Source organism: Spirosoma agri (assembly GCF_010747415.1).
In the GTDB taxonomy this organism is placed as follows: Bacteria; Bacteroidota; Bacteroidia; order Cytophagales; family Spirosomataceae; genus Spirosoma; species Spirosoma agri.
This window is the reverse complement of record NZ_JAAGNZ010000001.1, coordinates 2,011,681-2,026,584: the sequence shown is the minus strand read 5'-3', so window position 1 is coordinate 2,026,584 and position 14,904 is coordinate 2,011,681. Positions and strand designations below refer to the sequence as shown.

The following is a 14,904-nucleotide window of genomic DNA, read 5'->3' as shown; positions in this document are numbered from 1 at the left end:
ACCGGCTCCTAACTCCGGCTCGTTCATGAAACAAGTTCTCCTAACCGGCCTGATGGTCGGTTTTTTTCTATCATCTTTCCTACAAAACCTTCCGGCTCAATCCGTCACGGCGAACGGACTGGCGAAATCGGCTCCGTTGCAGGATGCTACGGCTGAAACGGTTGGCATGAGCACAGCCCGGCTTCAGCGGATGGATGCCGTTATCAACGAGTATATCGCCAAAGGTCGTCAGGCAGGCGTTGCGGTGCTGGTTGCCCGAAACGGCAAGATCGTGTATCACAAAGCCTACGGTCAGGATGATATTCAGGCCAAAACGCCCCTCAAGCGCGACGCCATTTTCCGAATTGCCTCACAGACAAAAGCCCTGACGAGCATTGGATTGATGATGCTGTTCGAAGAAGGAAAATTCCTGCTCGACGATCCGATTTCGAAGTACATTCCCGCGTTCAAAAATCCGAAAATGCTGGACAAATACAACGAGAAAGACACTACGTACACGACCGTTCCGGCGAAGCGGGAGATTACCATCCGGCACATCCTGACGCATACGTCGGGCATTAGCTACCCAAGCATCGGAACCAAAGAAGCCGTTGCGATCTACGCCAAAAATAAAATTCCAAGTGGTATCGGTGCGCCTGATGGCATACTACTGGCCGATGCCATGACTCGGCTGGCAAGCTTGCCGCTCATGCACCAACCCGGCGACCGCTGGACCTACGGCCTCAGTGTCGACGTGGTTGGCTACCTCATCGAAGTGCTGTCCGGGCAACCACTCGATCAGTTTCTTCGGACGCGGTTGTTCGATCCGCTGGGGATGAACGACACCTATTTTTACCTGCCCACCTCAAAGCAAAATCGACTGGCAACGCTTTACACCGAAGACTCGACGGCCAGCATAAGGCCGATGCCCGCCCGTGGTGGTGTCCCTGCCGATTATCCCAGCAGACCGGGAACGTACTTCTCCGGTGGCGCGGGGTTGTCATCTACCCTGTATGACTACGCGATTTTCCTGCAAATGATGCTCAACGGGGGTGAATACAACGGCAAACGCATTCTTAGTCCGACAACGGTGCGGCTCATTACAACCAATCAGATTGGCGACGTGAATCAGGGGGCCAACAAATTCGGGTTGGGGTTTTCCATCACGTCGGAGCGCAGCGCATCCCGTTTACCCGTGTCGCAGGGATCGTATGACTGGGGTGGCTTTTTCGGCACCACGTACTGGGTCGACCCCAAAGAAGGGATTGTCGGTCTGCTTTATACACAGAAAGCCCCCAACAGCTATGGGGATTTGAACGACAAGTTCAAAGTTCTGGTCTATCAGGCCATCCTGCAAATGCAGGCGAAGTAAGCTCGTTCTACCAACTGGCAAACGGTAGGAATCGATTCATCATTTCTTTTGAGATTATGAAAAACATCCTTACCCTGGCCCTTCTTCTTTCTGTTTATTCGGTACATGCCCAGTCAGCCGTACCCGTCCCATCCGTGTCCACGGCGGCCGTATCCACGGCGGCCGCCCCCACGTCGACCATGGCCCATTCGGCCGACGAGAAAGCGGCCACCGTGGATGCGGTTATTGCTGCGGAAAAGCAACGGTTTGAAGCGCAGATCAGCAAAGATTACGCCGTACTCGATCAGGTGCTTGGCAATGATCTGGTCTACACGCACTCGAACGGAAATACGGACAACAAACAGTCGTATATTCAATCCATCCGCGACGGTAAGTCGAAGTACGATGCCATTGATGTGGAAGAACAAAAGGTCCGCATCTACGGTAACACGGCCATTATCAATGGTATGTGTATGATCAAGGCCATGAGTAATGGCGAGACGATCAACACGCACCTGAAATACACGGATGTATACGTGCGTAAAGGCAAGCAATGGCAAATGGTGGCCTGGCAGTCGATCAGGCTGGCTAATTAAAACCGCCGGGCGGCCCCGCGGCATTTATGGGATTTACCTGACTGACCATGATCTTATACCAGTAAAGCACTCCAAAGAAGCGAATAACGAAATCAAACAGATCAAAGTAAATTAGACAAATCCTGTAGGGTCGCCCGGCGGTTAAGACTTCGTTTAGACTTTCAAATACTCACGGAGTTCAACGGCATCCTCGGGATTCATACGACCGGCTAATACTAAGCGCAGTTGCCGTCGACGCAATGCGCTGGCATAGCGGTCTTTCTCCTCGTCGGTTTCGGGAATAACCGTCGGAACTTCGATCGGTCGACCGCTCTGATCAACAGCGACGAACGTATAAAACGCGCTGTTTGTACTCACCCGAATACCCGCCGGAATGTCTTCGGCCCACACCTCAATAAATACCTCCATCGACGAACTGAACGCCCGTGTCACCTGGGCTTTCATGGTGACGATGTTACCCAACCGGATCGGTTCGGAGAAAGACACGTTATCGACCGAAGCCGTCACGACGATACGGTTGGAATGCTTTTGAGCGGCAATCGCAGCCGCAATGTCCATGAAGTGTAATAAGCGCCCGCCCATCAGGTTATTAAGCGTATTGGTATCGTTGGGAAGCACCATTTCGGTCATCACCGTCATGGATTCACGGGCAAGTTTTGGCTGAGGCATTTTTAGTTCGTAGTAATCAGTGACACAAACCAACGACCGAAAATCGAAACGGACAAGTATAACAGCTTTTACTGTATATAGAGTAGCCGCGACGAATGGCAAACGCGGAGGGTTTACCATGCCTCTGGTGTTCCACATAAATCGTATATTTGAACAATAAGGCTAACGAATAAGACAAAACCCATGGAACGTCTTGTCAATTATTTTGAGCACATTCCGTCGTTACATCGAAGTTTGATACTAGTCGGTGGCATCACTATCTTCTGGCTAATCGAAACCGCGGTTCCGTTGTTTCAGTTTTCGTACCGGAAAACCACCCATGCCGGGATCAATATTTTCTTTACGCTGACAACCGCTGTGGTCAATGTGTGTCTAGCTTTTCTGCTACTGCGGACCAGCGACTGGACGGTGCAGCACCATGTTGGTCTGCTCCAATGGCTATCGTTGCCACGCTGGGCTGAATTACTGCTTGGCTTACTGGCTTTAGATCTGGTTGGTGCCTGGTTACCCCACTGGACCCAGCACCAGGTTACGTTTTTGTGGCGATTTCATCTTATTCACCACACCGATGTGTATGTGGATACGACCACGGCGAACCGTCATCACCCCGGCGAAAGCGTAATCCGGTTCGTCTTTACGCTACTGGCCGTTCTGGTGACCGGTGCGCCGATGTGGCTTGTTTTTTTGTATCAGGCGTTGTCGGTGCTGCTCTCTCAGTTCAATCACGCCAACATCGAGCTGCCACGCTGGGCCGACCGATTACTGGGGCTGGTTATCGTAACACCCAATATGCACCACGTTCACCACCATTATGTGTTACCCGTCACCAACACCAACTATGGCAATATTTTTCCGTACTGGGACCGGCTGTTCGGCACTTACCACGAAATGGCGGGCAAGGACATCCACTACGGCATCGACACGCACCCACAACCGCGTGAGCACTCGCATATTGGCGGCCTTTTGAAGATTCCATTCCAGACCTATCGGCCGCCGGTGGGCGAACCAACTCACACCGAAAAGGAAATTCAGCCATAGGTCAGTCCACTCATTGTATCTGGGGAAAGAGGCCCCAGGAAGAACATAATCCGGAACTAATCGCCCTGAAAACGGTTTATGAGTGAGAAACAAGTTAAACTAAATAAACAGATTTCACTCATGGCAGCAGGATCACATGCCGTCGAAGCGACCGATGCGAACTTCAACGAACTGATTAATTCCGATAAGCCGGTTTTAGTAGATTTTTGGGCCGAATGGTGCGGTCCATGTAAAATGATCGGACCAGTTGTGGAACAACTCGCTGGTGAATACGAAGGCAGAGCCGTTGTGGCGAAAATGGACGTTGATCAAAACGCCCAGATTCCTGCTAAGTTCGGTATCCGTAGTATCCCGACGTTGATGGTCTTCAAAAACGGTCAATTGATCGACAAGGTTATCGGTGCCGTTCCCCGCAACGTTTTGGAGCAAAAGCTACAGGCTGCTCTGGAACCAACAACGGTATAGTTCGCTCTTCAATAGATAGCAAAAAGGGCCTCCTGAATTTCAGGAGGCCCTTTTTATGATTTGTAAGTGTTTTGGTTTATCGGAATGCGGGGCTTAAACCCTATTATCCCGATAAACCGGCAAACTATTTAGACCAGCATCCGCATTGGGTCTTCGAGCAGTTGCTTGAGCGTCTGCAGGAAGGCAGAACCCGTTGCGCCATCAACGACCCGGTGGTCGCAGGAGAGCGTCACCTTCATGACATTGGTAGGCTTGATCTCACCGTTTTCAACCTTAACGGTTTGCTTGATTGCCCCAATGGCCAGAATGCAGGAATCGGGTGGGTTGATGATGGCCGTAAATTCTTCGATGCCGAACATACCAAGGTTCGAGATCGAGAAAGTGCTTCCCTCCCAGTCTTTCGGTTGCAGTTTTTTATCTTTTGCTTTCCCGGCCAGGTCTTTCACTTCGCCCGAAATGGTCGAAAGCGTTTTCTGATCGGCGTTCCGAACGACCGGAACTAGTAGTCCTTCGTCTACGGCTACCGCTACGCCAATGTTGACGTATTTGTATTTCCGGATTTTATCACCTAACCACGATGAGTTTACGTTCGGGTGCTGTTTCAACGCCAGCGCAGCCGCTTTGATCACAAAATCATTGAACGACACCTTCACCGGACTAACCGCGTTGACAGTTCCGCGCAGATCCATCGCCTTGTCCATGTTGATTTCCATGGTCAGGTAGAAGTGCGGAGCGGTGAACAGGCTTTCGCTCAGTCGACGGGCAATCGTTTTGCGCATCTGGCTAACCGGCACATCTTCATAGTCTCCTTGTGGCTGCGATGCTGCGGGAGCGGGCTGTGGTGCTGCCGGCGCGGGTTGTGATGCTGCGGGAGCTGGGGCTGGCGCGGGAGCCGCTGGTTGCGCAGGCGCTGGTTTGGCAGCGGGTGCGCCCGGTACGAACGACTCGACATCGCTCTTCACTATACGACCTTCCGGACCGCTTCCATGAACCTGAGCCAGATTGATTCCTTTTTCTTCAGCAATGCGCTTGGCTAAGGGCGACGCTTTCAGGCGACCATTCGATTCAGCGCCATCGCCTTCACCACCACCGTAAGACAAATCGCTGTCAGCATTAGCTGGCAAATCGGCCTGTGGATTTTGCTGGGCCGTTTCGCTACCACTCTCGCCCGCGGGAGCCTGTTGCTCAGCGGGTGCAGGAGCAGACCCACCACCATCCAGAAGCACTTTGAAGTTAGCACCTTTCTCACCGACAACGGCGATGATATCGTCTACGGCAACCGCTGACCCTTCTTTCACGCCGACGTACAACAACGTACCTTCTTCGTAGGCTTCCAGATCCATGGTAGCTTTGTCGGTTTCGACTTCGGCCAGAATGTCACCGGATTTCACCGTGTCGCCTTCTTTCTTATGCCAGGCAACAATGGTCCCTTCCGTCATCGTATCGCTCATCTTGGGCATACGAATGACAGTTGCGTTGACATTCTCGGCCGGGGCGGCTGAAACAGCCTTCTGATCGGGCAATTTGGTAGCGGTTTCACCACTGGCGGCACCGTTGGGTGCAGGGGCGGCATCACCCGCTGGTGGCGCTGGTTTCGCTTCTTCTTTCGGTGCTTCCTGACTGCCGCCACTCGATCCGTTGAGCAGGGCTTTATAATCTTCGCCGTCGGCACCAATGATGGCCAGCACACCGTCTACTGGTACGGATGCTCCTTTTTCGACGCCGATATACAGCAACGTACCTTCTTCGTACGATTCGAGGTCCATCGTCGCCTTATCGGTTTCGACTTCAGCCAGCACATCGCCGGACTTTACTTTATCGCCCACTTTTTTGTGCCATTCCGCAATGACGCCTTCGGTCATTGTGTCGCTCATCTTGGGCATTCGGATTAATTCAGCCATATCCAGCTAGGGGTATATATCGAGTTGTAAAAAGACTGGTTGGGCCCGCAACGGCGGACTGTGCCGGATTATCAGGCAGCCACTCCGTTGATCCGGCATCCCGGTTGGGGCCAAAATTAACGGAAAGGGCTCTATGTTGTATCGCTGACCGGCGTTTTCTCTATTAACTAGTAACGAAGGCATTTCGTTATGCCTTAAATGACCCTGCTGACTAGCCAGACAATCATTAAACGGGCCAATTAATCGACCCATAAGACCAATCCTTTCAGGTATCCTCCTTCCGGATGGAATAAACTGACGGGATGATCGGCGGGCTGACTCAAGTGATGCAACACGCGCACCTGACGTCCGGCTTCAATGGCAGCGGCTACGATGGTGTTGTAAAACAACTCCCGATCAACAACCTGTGAGCAGGAAAACGTGAACAAAATCCCCCCTTTGGCGACCCGACGCAGTCCTTCAGCGTTCAGCCGTTTGTAACCCTGCACGGCCCGGTGTCGTGCTGTCAGGCTTTTGGCAAACGCTGGCGGATCGAGCACAACGACGTCATACTGGTGATCGTGGGCTTTCAGATAATGCATCACATCCTCTGCGTACGCTTCGTGTTTATCCGTTTCGCCAAAGTTGGCCGCAACGTTTTGATTCGTCAAGTCGATCGCCTTCTGCGACACATCGACCGAGTGAACCAGCTTGGCTCCGGCTTTGAGCGCATAAATGGAAAATCCGCCCGAGTAGCAGAATGCGTTCAGAACGCGCTTTCCGTGTGAATACTGAGCCAATAACTGGCGATTATCGCGCTGATCGAGGAAAAATCCAGTTTTTTGACCGGTAATCCAGTCAATCAGGAATGTATTGCCATTTTCCTGCGCCGGATGCGGTACGATCGTTCGACCATACAAATAGCCATTGATCACCGTGGCCCCGTATTCGTCAGGAAGGGTATCGGCACTTTTGTCATAGACCGCCTGTAGTTCGTCGCCGAAAACATTTTTCAGTGCCTCGGCAATTAACTGCCGCTCGCGGTGCATCCCGATGGAGTGGGCCTGCACCACCGCGACTCCGTTGTACATATCTACGATCAGGCCTGTGCAGCCATCGCCCTCACCGTGAACGAGCCGATAACAGTTCGTGTTACCGGTTACGATAGCCTGCCGTATCGTGCGGATGTGCCGTAATTTCTCGGTCCAGTAGGGAACGTCTGGTGTTACGGGACCGCCAGCCGTTGCGCCAAACGAGAAGATACGGATAGCAATACTGCCATCGTGGTAATGGCCAGTGGCCAGGTAATGCCCTTTCCGGTCGAACACTTCGACAACGTCACCGTCTTCGGGATTGCCTTCGTAGCGACCAATAGCCCGCGAGAATACCCAGGGATGGAATCGCCGGACGGCTTCATCACGTCCGGCCTGCAAAAATAATTTAGTAAATGACATTCCTATTCGAAAAACACCGCAAAGATACGTTAGTGTTCTTTGTCATACATCAATGTGGTGTCTAGTTGGCGTTACAATCCTTTTTATCACCGATTCAACTCAGCCAATAGTTGGCAACAGAGCGCACAAAAAAGCCCCTACGTTTCCGCAGAGGCTTCCAATTCGCTATTGATTTCTTTATTAACCAACACTACCTTCCAGACTGATTGCCAGTAGCTTTTGCGCTTCCACGGCGAACTCCATCGGTAGTTGATTTAACACTTCTTTTGCGTATCCATTGATGATCAATGCAACGGCCTGCTCGGTGGGGATACCCCGCTGATTGCAGTAAAATAACTGATCTTCACCGATTTTCGAAGTGGTCGCTTCGTGTTCGACCGTAGCCGATGGGTTGCTTACTTCCAGATACGGGAAGGTATGCGCACCGCATTTATCACCCAACAACAGCGAATCACACTGCGAGTAGTTCCGGGCATTATCAGCGCGTTTCAGCACCTGCACCAGTCCCCGATACGAGTTCTGGCTCTTGCCCGCCGAAATACCTTTCGATACGATCCGGCTCTTGGTGTTTTTGCCGATGTGGACCATTTTGGTGCCCGTGTCGGCCTGTTGCATGTTGTTCGTAACGGCTACCGAATAGAACTCACCGATCGAGTTATCACCTTTCAGGATCACTGACGGGTATTTCCAGGTGATGGATGAACCCGTTTCCACCTGCGTCCAGGATATTTTTGAATTCGCCCCCTCGCAGATACCGCGTTTGGTCACGAAATTGTAAATTCCTCCTTTACCTTCTTTATCACCCGGATACCAGTTCTGTACCGTCGAGTATTTGATTTCAGCATCGGCGTGGGCAATCAACTCAACCACAGCCGCGTGGAGCTGATTCTCATCCCGCATAGGGGCCGTGCAACCTTCGAGGTAGCTCACGTACGAGCCTTCGTCGGCAATGATCAGCGTCCGCTCGAACTGGCCTGTACCAGCCGCATTGATGCGGAAATAGGTCGACAGCTCCATTGGACAGCGAACACCTTTCGGAATGTAGCAGAACGAGCCATCGGTAAACACGGCAGCATTCAGCGCAGCAAAATAATTGTCCTTAGCCGGAACAACCGAGCCAAGGTATTTTTTCACCAGTTCGGGATGCTCGTGAACGGCTTCGGTGATGGAACAGAAAATGATACCGCGCTCGGCCAGGTCTTTCTTGAACGTTGTGGCTACGGAAACCGAATCCATAACGGCATCGACAGCGACGCGAGGAAGTTCCCGTTGCTCCGTTTCGCCATCGACCACACCAGCCAGTCGTTTCTGCTCATTCAACGAGATACCGAGCCGCTTGAACGTATCCAGCAGTTCGGGGTCGATCTCGTCGAGCGAATTAACCGTTTTTTTCTGCTTCGGTGCCGAATAGTACTTAATGGCCTGATAATCGATCTTCGGGTATTTGACGTTCGGCCAATGCGGTTCGATCATCTCCTGCCACAACCGGAATGCCTTCAGGCGGTTTTCAAGTAACCAGCTGGGTTCGTTTTTCTTGGCGGAAATAAAACGGATCGTGCTTTCGTCAAGGCCCACAGGAGCCTCGTCCGCTTCGATCAGCGTTTCGAATCCGTATTTATATTCGGCGTTGGTTATGCTTTCTAGAATGTCAGCGTCCTTGCTCATAGTCTCGGTTAATCGCGTGGTTTTTGCACCATTGCGTTATAATTTTAACAAAAGCCTGGATAGGTATGTTCCGGGCAGGTTGGACAAATATCGGAAAGTTTCCGTTATTTAGGGCATTTCATTCAGGTATTGCCTTCTACCATGCGTGTTCCCAAACGGACCATCAATATTGAGCTGCTTCTTGGCATTTCAGCCACATTTCTGAGTTTAGCCGCTTTGGTCGTTTCGATCTTTCAAACCAAGATCGCCCGCGAGCAACAGCATAAGTCAGTGCTGCCTTATTTGCAGATCCGGCACGAGATTTCTGACAACCAACTGGTTATTTACCTAGAAAATCAAGGTGTTGGCCCCGCTTTTATAAAATCATTTGCCACTTCCTATCACCAGAAAGACAATGATAGCTACAATGAGTTTATCATTGGTGTAATGGATGATTTTCGGGTCGCTTTAAATGCTATTCCTGAAAATCAGTTAACGAATTCTAAGTATGACTCGCTCCTCAGAACCAGCAAGAAGTTTCGGATTAGCGATGATTATGTACAGGGTGGCAAAGATGCGGACATACTATATGCAGGAAGCGCTATCAAGGAAGGAGACAATCGGCTGCTGTTTACGTTTAAGCGAAGCGGGTCGAATGGTGGCCCTTTCGTCTCATGGATGGGTGACTTAGTTGCCGACAGCAGTTACCATATCCGGGTCACATACAGCGACGTTTATGATAATTGCTGGCAACTCACCCATACGCTCAATCGGAATAGCGTTCTTCAGCTGGCCAACTGCCCGCCCCCGTCTAAACCATAGCTAACAGTCGCTCGGGGAAAGTGTGACAACTAAAATAACGAATGCCACTACACAATGCAGTGGCATTCGGCACACACACAAGTATGTAAGGCCCTAGTTTACGGACACCTTGATCTGACTATAGTACAGCGTAGTTAGTCCTTCGAAACCGGAATCGGTACCAACCAGCAACCAGAGTTCACCGTTGCTGCTGCTGCGGGCAACAAACGGTTTGTCGGCATTGGAACGGGTAATGAGTTCGTACCCATCTGCGTCATCATCGTCGACGCCAATGTTCCCTATCAAAATCGCATCCTTACCATTATCGTTCTGGTAGCCCTTATCGATGTTCAGCGAATAGAAGTCGTCTTTCTTTTCTTTGACGGGCTCAACCGCAGACGCACCAACCTTCAGAAAAACACTGCTTCCCGGCGAACCGCCGATTCCAATTGAATTCGTTGGGTATTTCGAGGCCAGTTCGATAGCAAAAACCAGCGAATAATCCTTGTTCGGTTGCAAGCCCGTTACTTTCTTCTTCAGAAACATGAACGCATCATCACTACGGTTCATGCTTTCCAGCAGCACTGATTTACGGGTCGTATCCAGTGGAGCGGGTAAGTTTTTCAGGCCCGATCTGAACTCCATAATTCCCTCCTGCGCAACCCCATAGTCGGCAATGTCGGCTACCCATCCATCCTGATCCCGTTGGAAATTGGACTGATACGGAAGCCCTGGCTGTACTGTAACATCATTATCCTTGCAAGCGGAGAACGCAACTAAACTGCCCGTCAGGACGGACATTAACAACAACGTTGATTTCATTATCGACTCACTTTGTTTCCTGTAGGGAGCCGCTCCTGATAGGAAACGTTGGAAACCAATCGAAAAAAATCAGCGGTGCCGACTGCGGCTTCCACTGTCCAGACCGCGCAAGGCCAGATAAAAGGCTATGACATAGATCGTTTGCGTAGATGCACCCGCCCAGTCTTCTTTTAAGGTCGTGCCGAACAAAAGCATCGCGATGATGACGCCACCGAGCAAATACCCCCACCGGCTCAATTGTCCACCAATCAGAATCAAGACACCACAAATAAGTTCTAAAAACGGCAGAGTATAGAGAAATCCGTTTGTCAGTACTGCCGGCAGAATTGTTTTGCCAAAGCCCGCTGCGGTCTTCGTTACAAACGTCGTTAATTGGGGAATACGCACGAGTCCGTGCATAAGCATATTGATACCCAAGCCAATACGAATGACAAGCTGGGCCAGTTGGTTATTCGACATACTATCAATCGAGAATGAATACTAAACTGCGCAGGCAGTTACAAATGAGTTTTGCTTTTATAAGAAGGGAATCCGCTTTTGCTCACTATCCATTCTCTATTTTTTATTCTTCTTCGGTATCGGCATCGCCATCTTCTACCTCTTCTTCGGCCAGCAGATCGTCGTTAACACCATTGGCGTCCACATCAGAATCATCGACTTCCGCTTTTTCGGGTTCTGGTCCCTGCGCCGTCACCGGGTTCATATACCCGATCTGCGAAACGCCCGAGTTGGCTTCTTCGCCCTGGGCCAATAGTTGCACGACACCCTGGTTGTCATCGTCGGCGGGATTGTACATAGCTGAGTTATCGTTCGAATTCATGCTGATGCGGGCTGAAGCCCGGTTTAAAAGTTGAGTAAAGACACTTAAAGGCAACGGTTCGTCCATGGTCTATTATTCACCGCTCGACCGCGTCACGTGACCACCCAGTGCGTAGTTATCATCCTGCTGATGATCATGTTCGCCGGTCGGGTCACCGTCTTCATCCGTTGGTTCCTCGTCGTCAATGACCTCATCGTCCTTGTCGCTGTCGTCGGTGCTGGCACCGCTCTGGTTTCTAAAGTTATCCGGATCAATACGGGCAATTCGTGAACCGATCAGTTCTACGTCGCCATCGTTTGTGTTGAATATCGTTGCCATGATCGTTCCGTATTTGTTTATTGTAAGATAACCCGGTAAACTAGCGAAAAGTTAGACTTATCCAATTCGCTCACGCTGAACCATTCCCCTGCCTTTCAGATGAACCCTCTTTTTTTACTGATCAGCCTACTTTTTGCGCTTGCCGGTTATTCACAGCCGACTCGCGAACCGCTCTTTACCTCGTTCGACGGGACAAAAATTCACTACGACATGTTGGGGGAAGGAAAGCCCGTCGTGCTGCTGCACGGCTTTATCAGTACGAGCGAAAGCTGGAAACGAGCCGCTACCCGGCAGGCACTGGTCGACGCCGGGTTCAAGGTCATAACGCTCGATTTGCGAGGCAATGGCCTGTCCGATAAACCACACACCGCCGAAGCCTACCGCGATAATGCCGAGCTAAAAGACGTGATCGGCCTGATGAAACACCTCGGCCTGAAAAACTATGATGTGGTTGGCTACTCGCGCGGGGCCATCCTGACAGCTAAATTACTGACCATGGATAAGCAGGTTCGTCGGGCGGTGATGGGCGGCATCAGTGTCGACTTCTCGGACCCGAACTGGATTCGCCGAAAGAATTTCCACGAAGCGTTAACGAAGCCCGGAAGCCATCCGGAATTGCAGGGAGCTATCGATTACGCCAAAAAATCCGGGGCTGACACGGTGGTGCTGGCTCGCTTGCAGGAGTTTCAACCCGTTACGACGCGGGCCGAACTGGCAAAAATCAACGTGCCGCTCCTGATTGTCAACGGGGATCAGGACAAAGACAATGGCGATCCGCAAACGCTGGTTGATGCGGTTCCGGGTTCCCGGCTGGTCGTCGTGCCGGGCGATCATGGCGGGGCTATGCGCACGCCCGAATTTGCAAAGGCGGTAGTCAGTTTTTTGACCAACTAAAGCCGTTTCTATTACTTGACAAAAAGAACAAGCCCGTCTGGACGAATCCAGACGGGCTTGTTCTTGATCAGACAGCGGTTTCTACTTCTGAAACGACTTGAAGATATAATCCCACATTGGCGACGACACACCGTAGTTACTTTCGGGATTCTTGTAGTGGTGCACGCTATGGTTTACCCACAACTGCTTGAAAAAATTCTTCGGAGGAGCATAGGCGTGAACGATAAAGTGCACAGCCAGATAACCCGAATAACCGACCAGAAAACCAGGAAAGAATGCGTAAGCTGCTTCGCCCATGATCAGGAAAAACAGACCGAAGAAGGCACCCGCCACAAAAATAGCCAGCGCTGGAGGCATAGCCAGCCGGGTTTTGTCTTTCGGATATTCGTGGTGAATACCGTGGAATGTATACTGGATCTTAGCCCGTTTTGGTGTTGTAGGCGCTATGTGGTATAGATACCGGTGTAAAACGTATTCAAACAGTGTGAACACCAGTAAACCCGTTACGAACAACGTCGCGATGGTGCTCGTACTCATTTCGGTGTAGGTGAACGCGTACCAACCCAGAAAGACCGACAGAACCAGCCACATCGAGATGGGGACCAGAATGTGGGTACGCGACAGGGCTTCCAGGATTGGGTTATCGAATAATTTTTTGGTGCCGTTGTTTTTGGGCCGGGTCTTGCCGTGACCAGCCATTGTGTGCAACTTCTCAGTAGTTGATTCCATAGGGCAAATACGTTGACAAATGATAATAGTGCAAAATTAGAACGAAAAATGGGTTTGCCATCCCAAATAGTAAATTTGGTTTACTATCCCGATTACGTTTTACTGACTTCCAGCTGGTCGGAGAGTTTTTCCTGCATATCAGCCAGGTTTCCCTTCGGCAATTTCGGTTTAATAATTAACCGCAGTGAATTGCTGTAGGTCAGGTAGTTGAACATCCAGTTCAGGAAGATCGACAGGCGGTTCTTTACGCCAACTATCGACATCAGATGTACAAACAACCATGTTAGCCACGCAAAAAATCCCTGAAACTTAAAAAATGGCAAATCAACGACAGCTAGTCCGCGACCAATGGTGGCCATTGTCCCCAAATCGTGGTATGTAAACTCTCCCATTGGCTCATTATGAACTAGGTGGAGCAGGTTTTTAGCCAATTGTCGACCCTGCTGCATGGCCGGTTGCGCTACCTGCGGATGGCCATTGGGCCACTTTTCTTCGGTCATTAATGCCACATCGCCAATGGCAAATACGTCCGTAAATCCCTGAACCTGGCTGTACCGGTTAACCAGCACGCGCCCCCCACGACCGATCACCTCCGGGGGCAGGCCCGCCAGCGGGTTCGCCTTGACACCAGCGGCCCAGATCAGATTATTGGTCCGTAACGTTGTGCCGTCGTTCATGGTAACGATCCGTCCGTCGAAATCTTTAACGCGGGTATTTAGCCTGACATTTACGCCCAGACCCGTCAAATAGTCCAGCGAATGCTCCTGCGACTGTACCGACATTGGCCCTAATAACTCCCCGCCCGATTCGATGAGATAAATGTCCATCATCTTAAAATCCAACTCAGGGTAGTCCTTTGGCAACACCGTTCGGCGCATCTCGGCCAGCGTACCGCAGAGTTCGACACCGGTAGGCCCACCCCCAACGACGACGACATCCATCAGCCCCTCTTTCTCGTCTACCGTTTCGACACTCAGTGCATCCTCAAAGTTCTGAAGCATCCGGTTACGCAGGGCAATCGCTTCAGCGACCGACTTCATGGGCAGTGCTTTTTCAATGATATTCTGCTGATTAAAAAAGTTAGTGTCGGCTCCGGTAGCCATCACTAAATAATCGTAGGTGATAGGACCAAGCTCCGTATCGATCGTTTTGTCGGCCGTGCGAACACCCGTTACCGTAGTGACCCGGATGTGTACATTCTTACAGTTACCAAACACGGCCCGCAATGGGAACAGAATGGAGTTGGCTTCCAGTCCGGCGGTAGCAACCTGATAATACAAGGGTTGAAATTCGTGGTAGTTTTGCTTGTTGACCAGCACTACCTGGAACTCCTTGGTGCGAGACAGCTTGCGGGCCAGCTTGAGGCCACCAAAACCGGCACCAACAATAACAACGCGCTTCCGATCTGTTGAGGGTATGTTTGGATTCATTACGTCTGATTTGT

The 14,904-nt window shown here is 51.0% G+C and carries 16 protein-coding genes; 6 read left to right on the top strand and 10 right to left on the bottom strand.

Annotated elements, in window-relative coordinates; genetic code table 11:
* The first annotated feature begins 25 nt into the window (after window positions 1-25).
* Both GK091_RS08315 and GK091_RS08310 read left to right on the top strand, forming a co-directional pair.
* A complete protein-coding gene (locus GK091_RS08315) occupies window positions 26-1,351 on the top strand; it encodes a serine hydrolase domain-containing protein (protein ID WP_164036229.1) in 1,326 nt (441 codons plus the stop codon).
* A 56-nt stretch (window positions 1,352-1,407) separates the two neighbouring features.
* A complete protein-coding gene (locus GK091_RS08310; RefSeq protein WP_164036226.1) occupies window positions 1,408-1,926 on the top strand; it encodes a nuclear transport factor 2 family protein in 519 nt (172 codons plus the stop codon).
* A 153-nt stretch (window positions 1,927-2,079) separates the two neighbouring features.
* On the opposite strand, the gene GK091_RS08305 is transcribed toward GK091_RS08310, so the two are convergent.
* A complete protein-coding gene (locus GK091_RS08305) occupies window positions 2,080-2,595 on the bottom strand; it encodes an acyl-CoA thioesterase (protein ID WP_164036225.1) in 516 nt (171 codons plus the stop codon).
* A gap of 183 nt (window positions 2,596-2,778) precedes the next feature.
* On the opposite strand from GK091_RS08305, the gene GK091_RS08300 reads away from it, so the two are divergent.
* Together GK091_RS08300 and trxA are read left to right on the top strand one after the other, a co-directional pair.
* A complete protein-coding gene (locus GK091_RS08300) occupies window positions 2,779-3,633 on the top strand; it encodes a sterol desaturase family protein (protein ID WP_164036223.1) in 855 nt (284 codons plus the stop codon).
* A 120-nt stretch (window positions 3,634-3,753) separates the two neighbouring features.
* A complete protein-coding gene (trxA, locus tag GK091_RS08295; RefSeq protein WP_164036221.1) occupies window positions 3,754-4,098 on the top strand; it encodes a thioredoxin in 345 nt (114 codons plus the stop codon).
* A gap of 128 nt (window positions 4,099-4,226) precedes the next feature.
* On the opposite strand, the gene GK091_RS08290 is transcribed toward trxA, so the two are convergent.
* From GK091_RS08290 to sufB, 3 genes are all read right to left on the bottom strand, one after another.
* Window positions 4,227-5,999, bottom strand: a complete 1,773-nt coding sequence (locus GK091_RS08290) for a pyruvate dehydrogenase complex dihydrolipoamide acetyltransferase (RefSeq protein WP_164036218.1) — start codon at window positions 5,997-5,999, stop codon at window positions 4,227-4,229.
* A gap of 239 nt (window positions 6,000-6,238) precedes the next feature.
* On the bottom strand, window positions 6,239-7,432 hold the full coding sequence (locus GK091_RS08285; protein WP_164036216.1) for a class I SAM-dependent rRNA methyltransferase: 1,194 nt from the start codon (window positions 7,430-7,432) through the stop codon (window positions 6,239-6,241).
* 180 nt (window positions 7,433-7,612) lie between these two features.
* Window positions 7,613-9,097 carry a Fe-S cluster assembly protein SufB gene (sufB, locus tag GK091_RS08280; protein ID WP_164036214.1) on the bottom strand — a complete coding sequence of 495 codons (1,485 nt, stop codon included), beginning with the start codon at window positions 9,095-9,097 and terminating at the stop codon, window positions 7,613-7,615.
* 141 nt (window positions 9,098-9,238) lie between these two features.
* Here sufB and GK091_RS08275 point away from each other — a divergent pair, with 141 nt between their 5' ends.
* Window positions 9,239-9,898: a hypothetical protein gene (locus tag GK091_RS08275; RefSeq protein ID WP_164036212.1), complete on the top strand. Its 660-nt coding sequence runs from the start codon at window positions 9,239-9,241 to the stop codon at window positions 9,896-9,898.
* Between the two features lie 93 nt (window positions 9,899-9,991).
* Here GK091_RS08275 and GK091_RS08270 read toward each other — a convergent pair whose 3' ends face one another.
* The 4 genes from GK091_RS08270 to GK091_RS08255 all read right to left on the bottom strand — a co-directional run bounded on the left by GK091_RS08270 (window position 9,992) and on the right by GK091_RS08255 (window position 11,837).
* Window positions 9,992-10,699 carry a hypothetical protein gene (locus GK091_RS08270; RefSeq protein WP_164036210.1) on the bottom strand — a complete coding sequence of 236 codons (708 nt, stop codon included), beginning with the start codon at window positions 10,697-10,699 and terminating at the stop codon, window positions 9,992-9,994.
* 69 nt (window positions 10,700-10,768) lie between these two features.
* The gene (locus tag GK091_RS08265) at window positions 10,769-11,158 is read right to left on the bottom strand and encodes a DoxX family protein (protein WP_164036208.1); all 390 of its coding nucleotides are present in this window, start codon (window positions 11,156-11,158) and stop codon (window positions 10,769-10,771) included.
* A gap of 103 nt (window positions 11,159-11,261) precedes the next feature.
* On the bottom strand, window positions 11,262-11,519 hold the full coding sequence (locus GK091_RS08260) for a hypothetical protein (protein WP_164036206.1): 258 nt from the start codon (window positions 11,517-11,519) through the stop codon (window positions 11,262-11,264).
* 72 nt (window positions 11,520-11,591) lie between these two features.
* Window positions 11,592-11,837, bottom strand: a complete 246-nt coding sequence (locus GK091_RS08255) for a hypothetical protein (protein ID WP_164036205.1) — start codon at window positions 11,835-11,837, stop codon at window positions 11,592-11,594.
* Between the two features lie 99 nt (window positions 11,838-11,936).
* Here GK091_RS08255 and GK091_RS08250 point away from each other — a divergent pair, with 99 nt between their 5' ends.
* The gene (locus tag GK091_RS08250; protein ID WP_164036202.1) at window positions 11,937-12,731 is read left to right on the top strand and encodes an alpha/beta fold hydrolase; all 795 of its coding nucleotides are present in this window, start codon (window positions 11,937-11,939) and stop codon (window positions 12,729-12,731) included.
* An 81-nt stretch (window positions 12,732-12,812) separates the two neighbouring features.
* On the opposite strand, the gene GK091_RS08245 is transcribed toward GK091_RS08250, so the two are convergent.
* Entirely contained in the window at window positions 12,813-13,460 is a 648-nt protein-coding gene (locus GK091_RS08245) for a sterol desaturase family protein (protein ID WP_164036200.1), read from the bottom strand.
* A 92-nt stretch (window positions 13,461-13,552) separates the two neighbouring features.
* On the bottom strand, window positions 13,553-14,890 hold the full coding sequence (locus GK091_RS08240; protein WP_164036197.1) for an NAD(P)/FAD-dependent oxidoreductase: 1,338 nt from the start codon (window positions 14,888-14,890) through the stop codon (window positions 13,553-13,555).
* Window positions 14,891-14,904 lie beyond the last annotated feature (14 nt).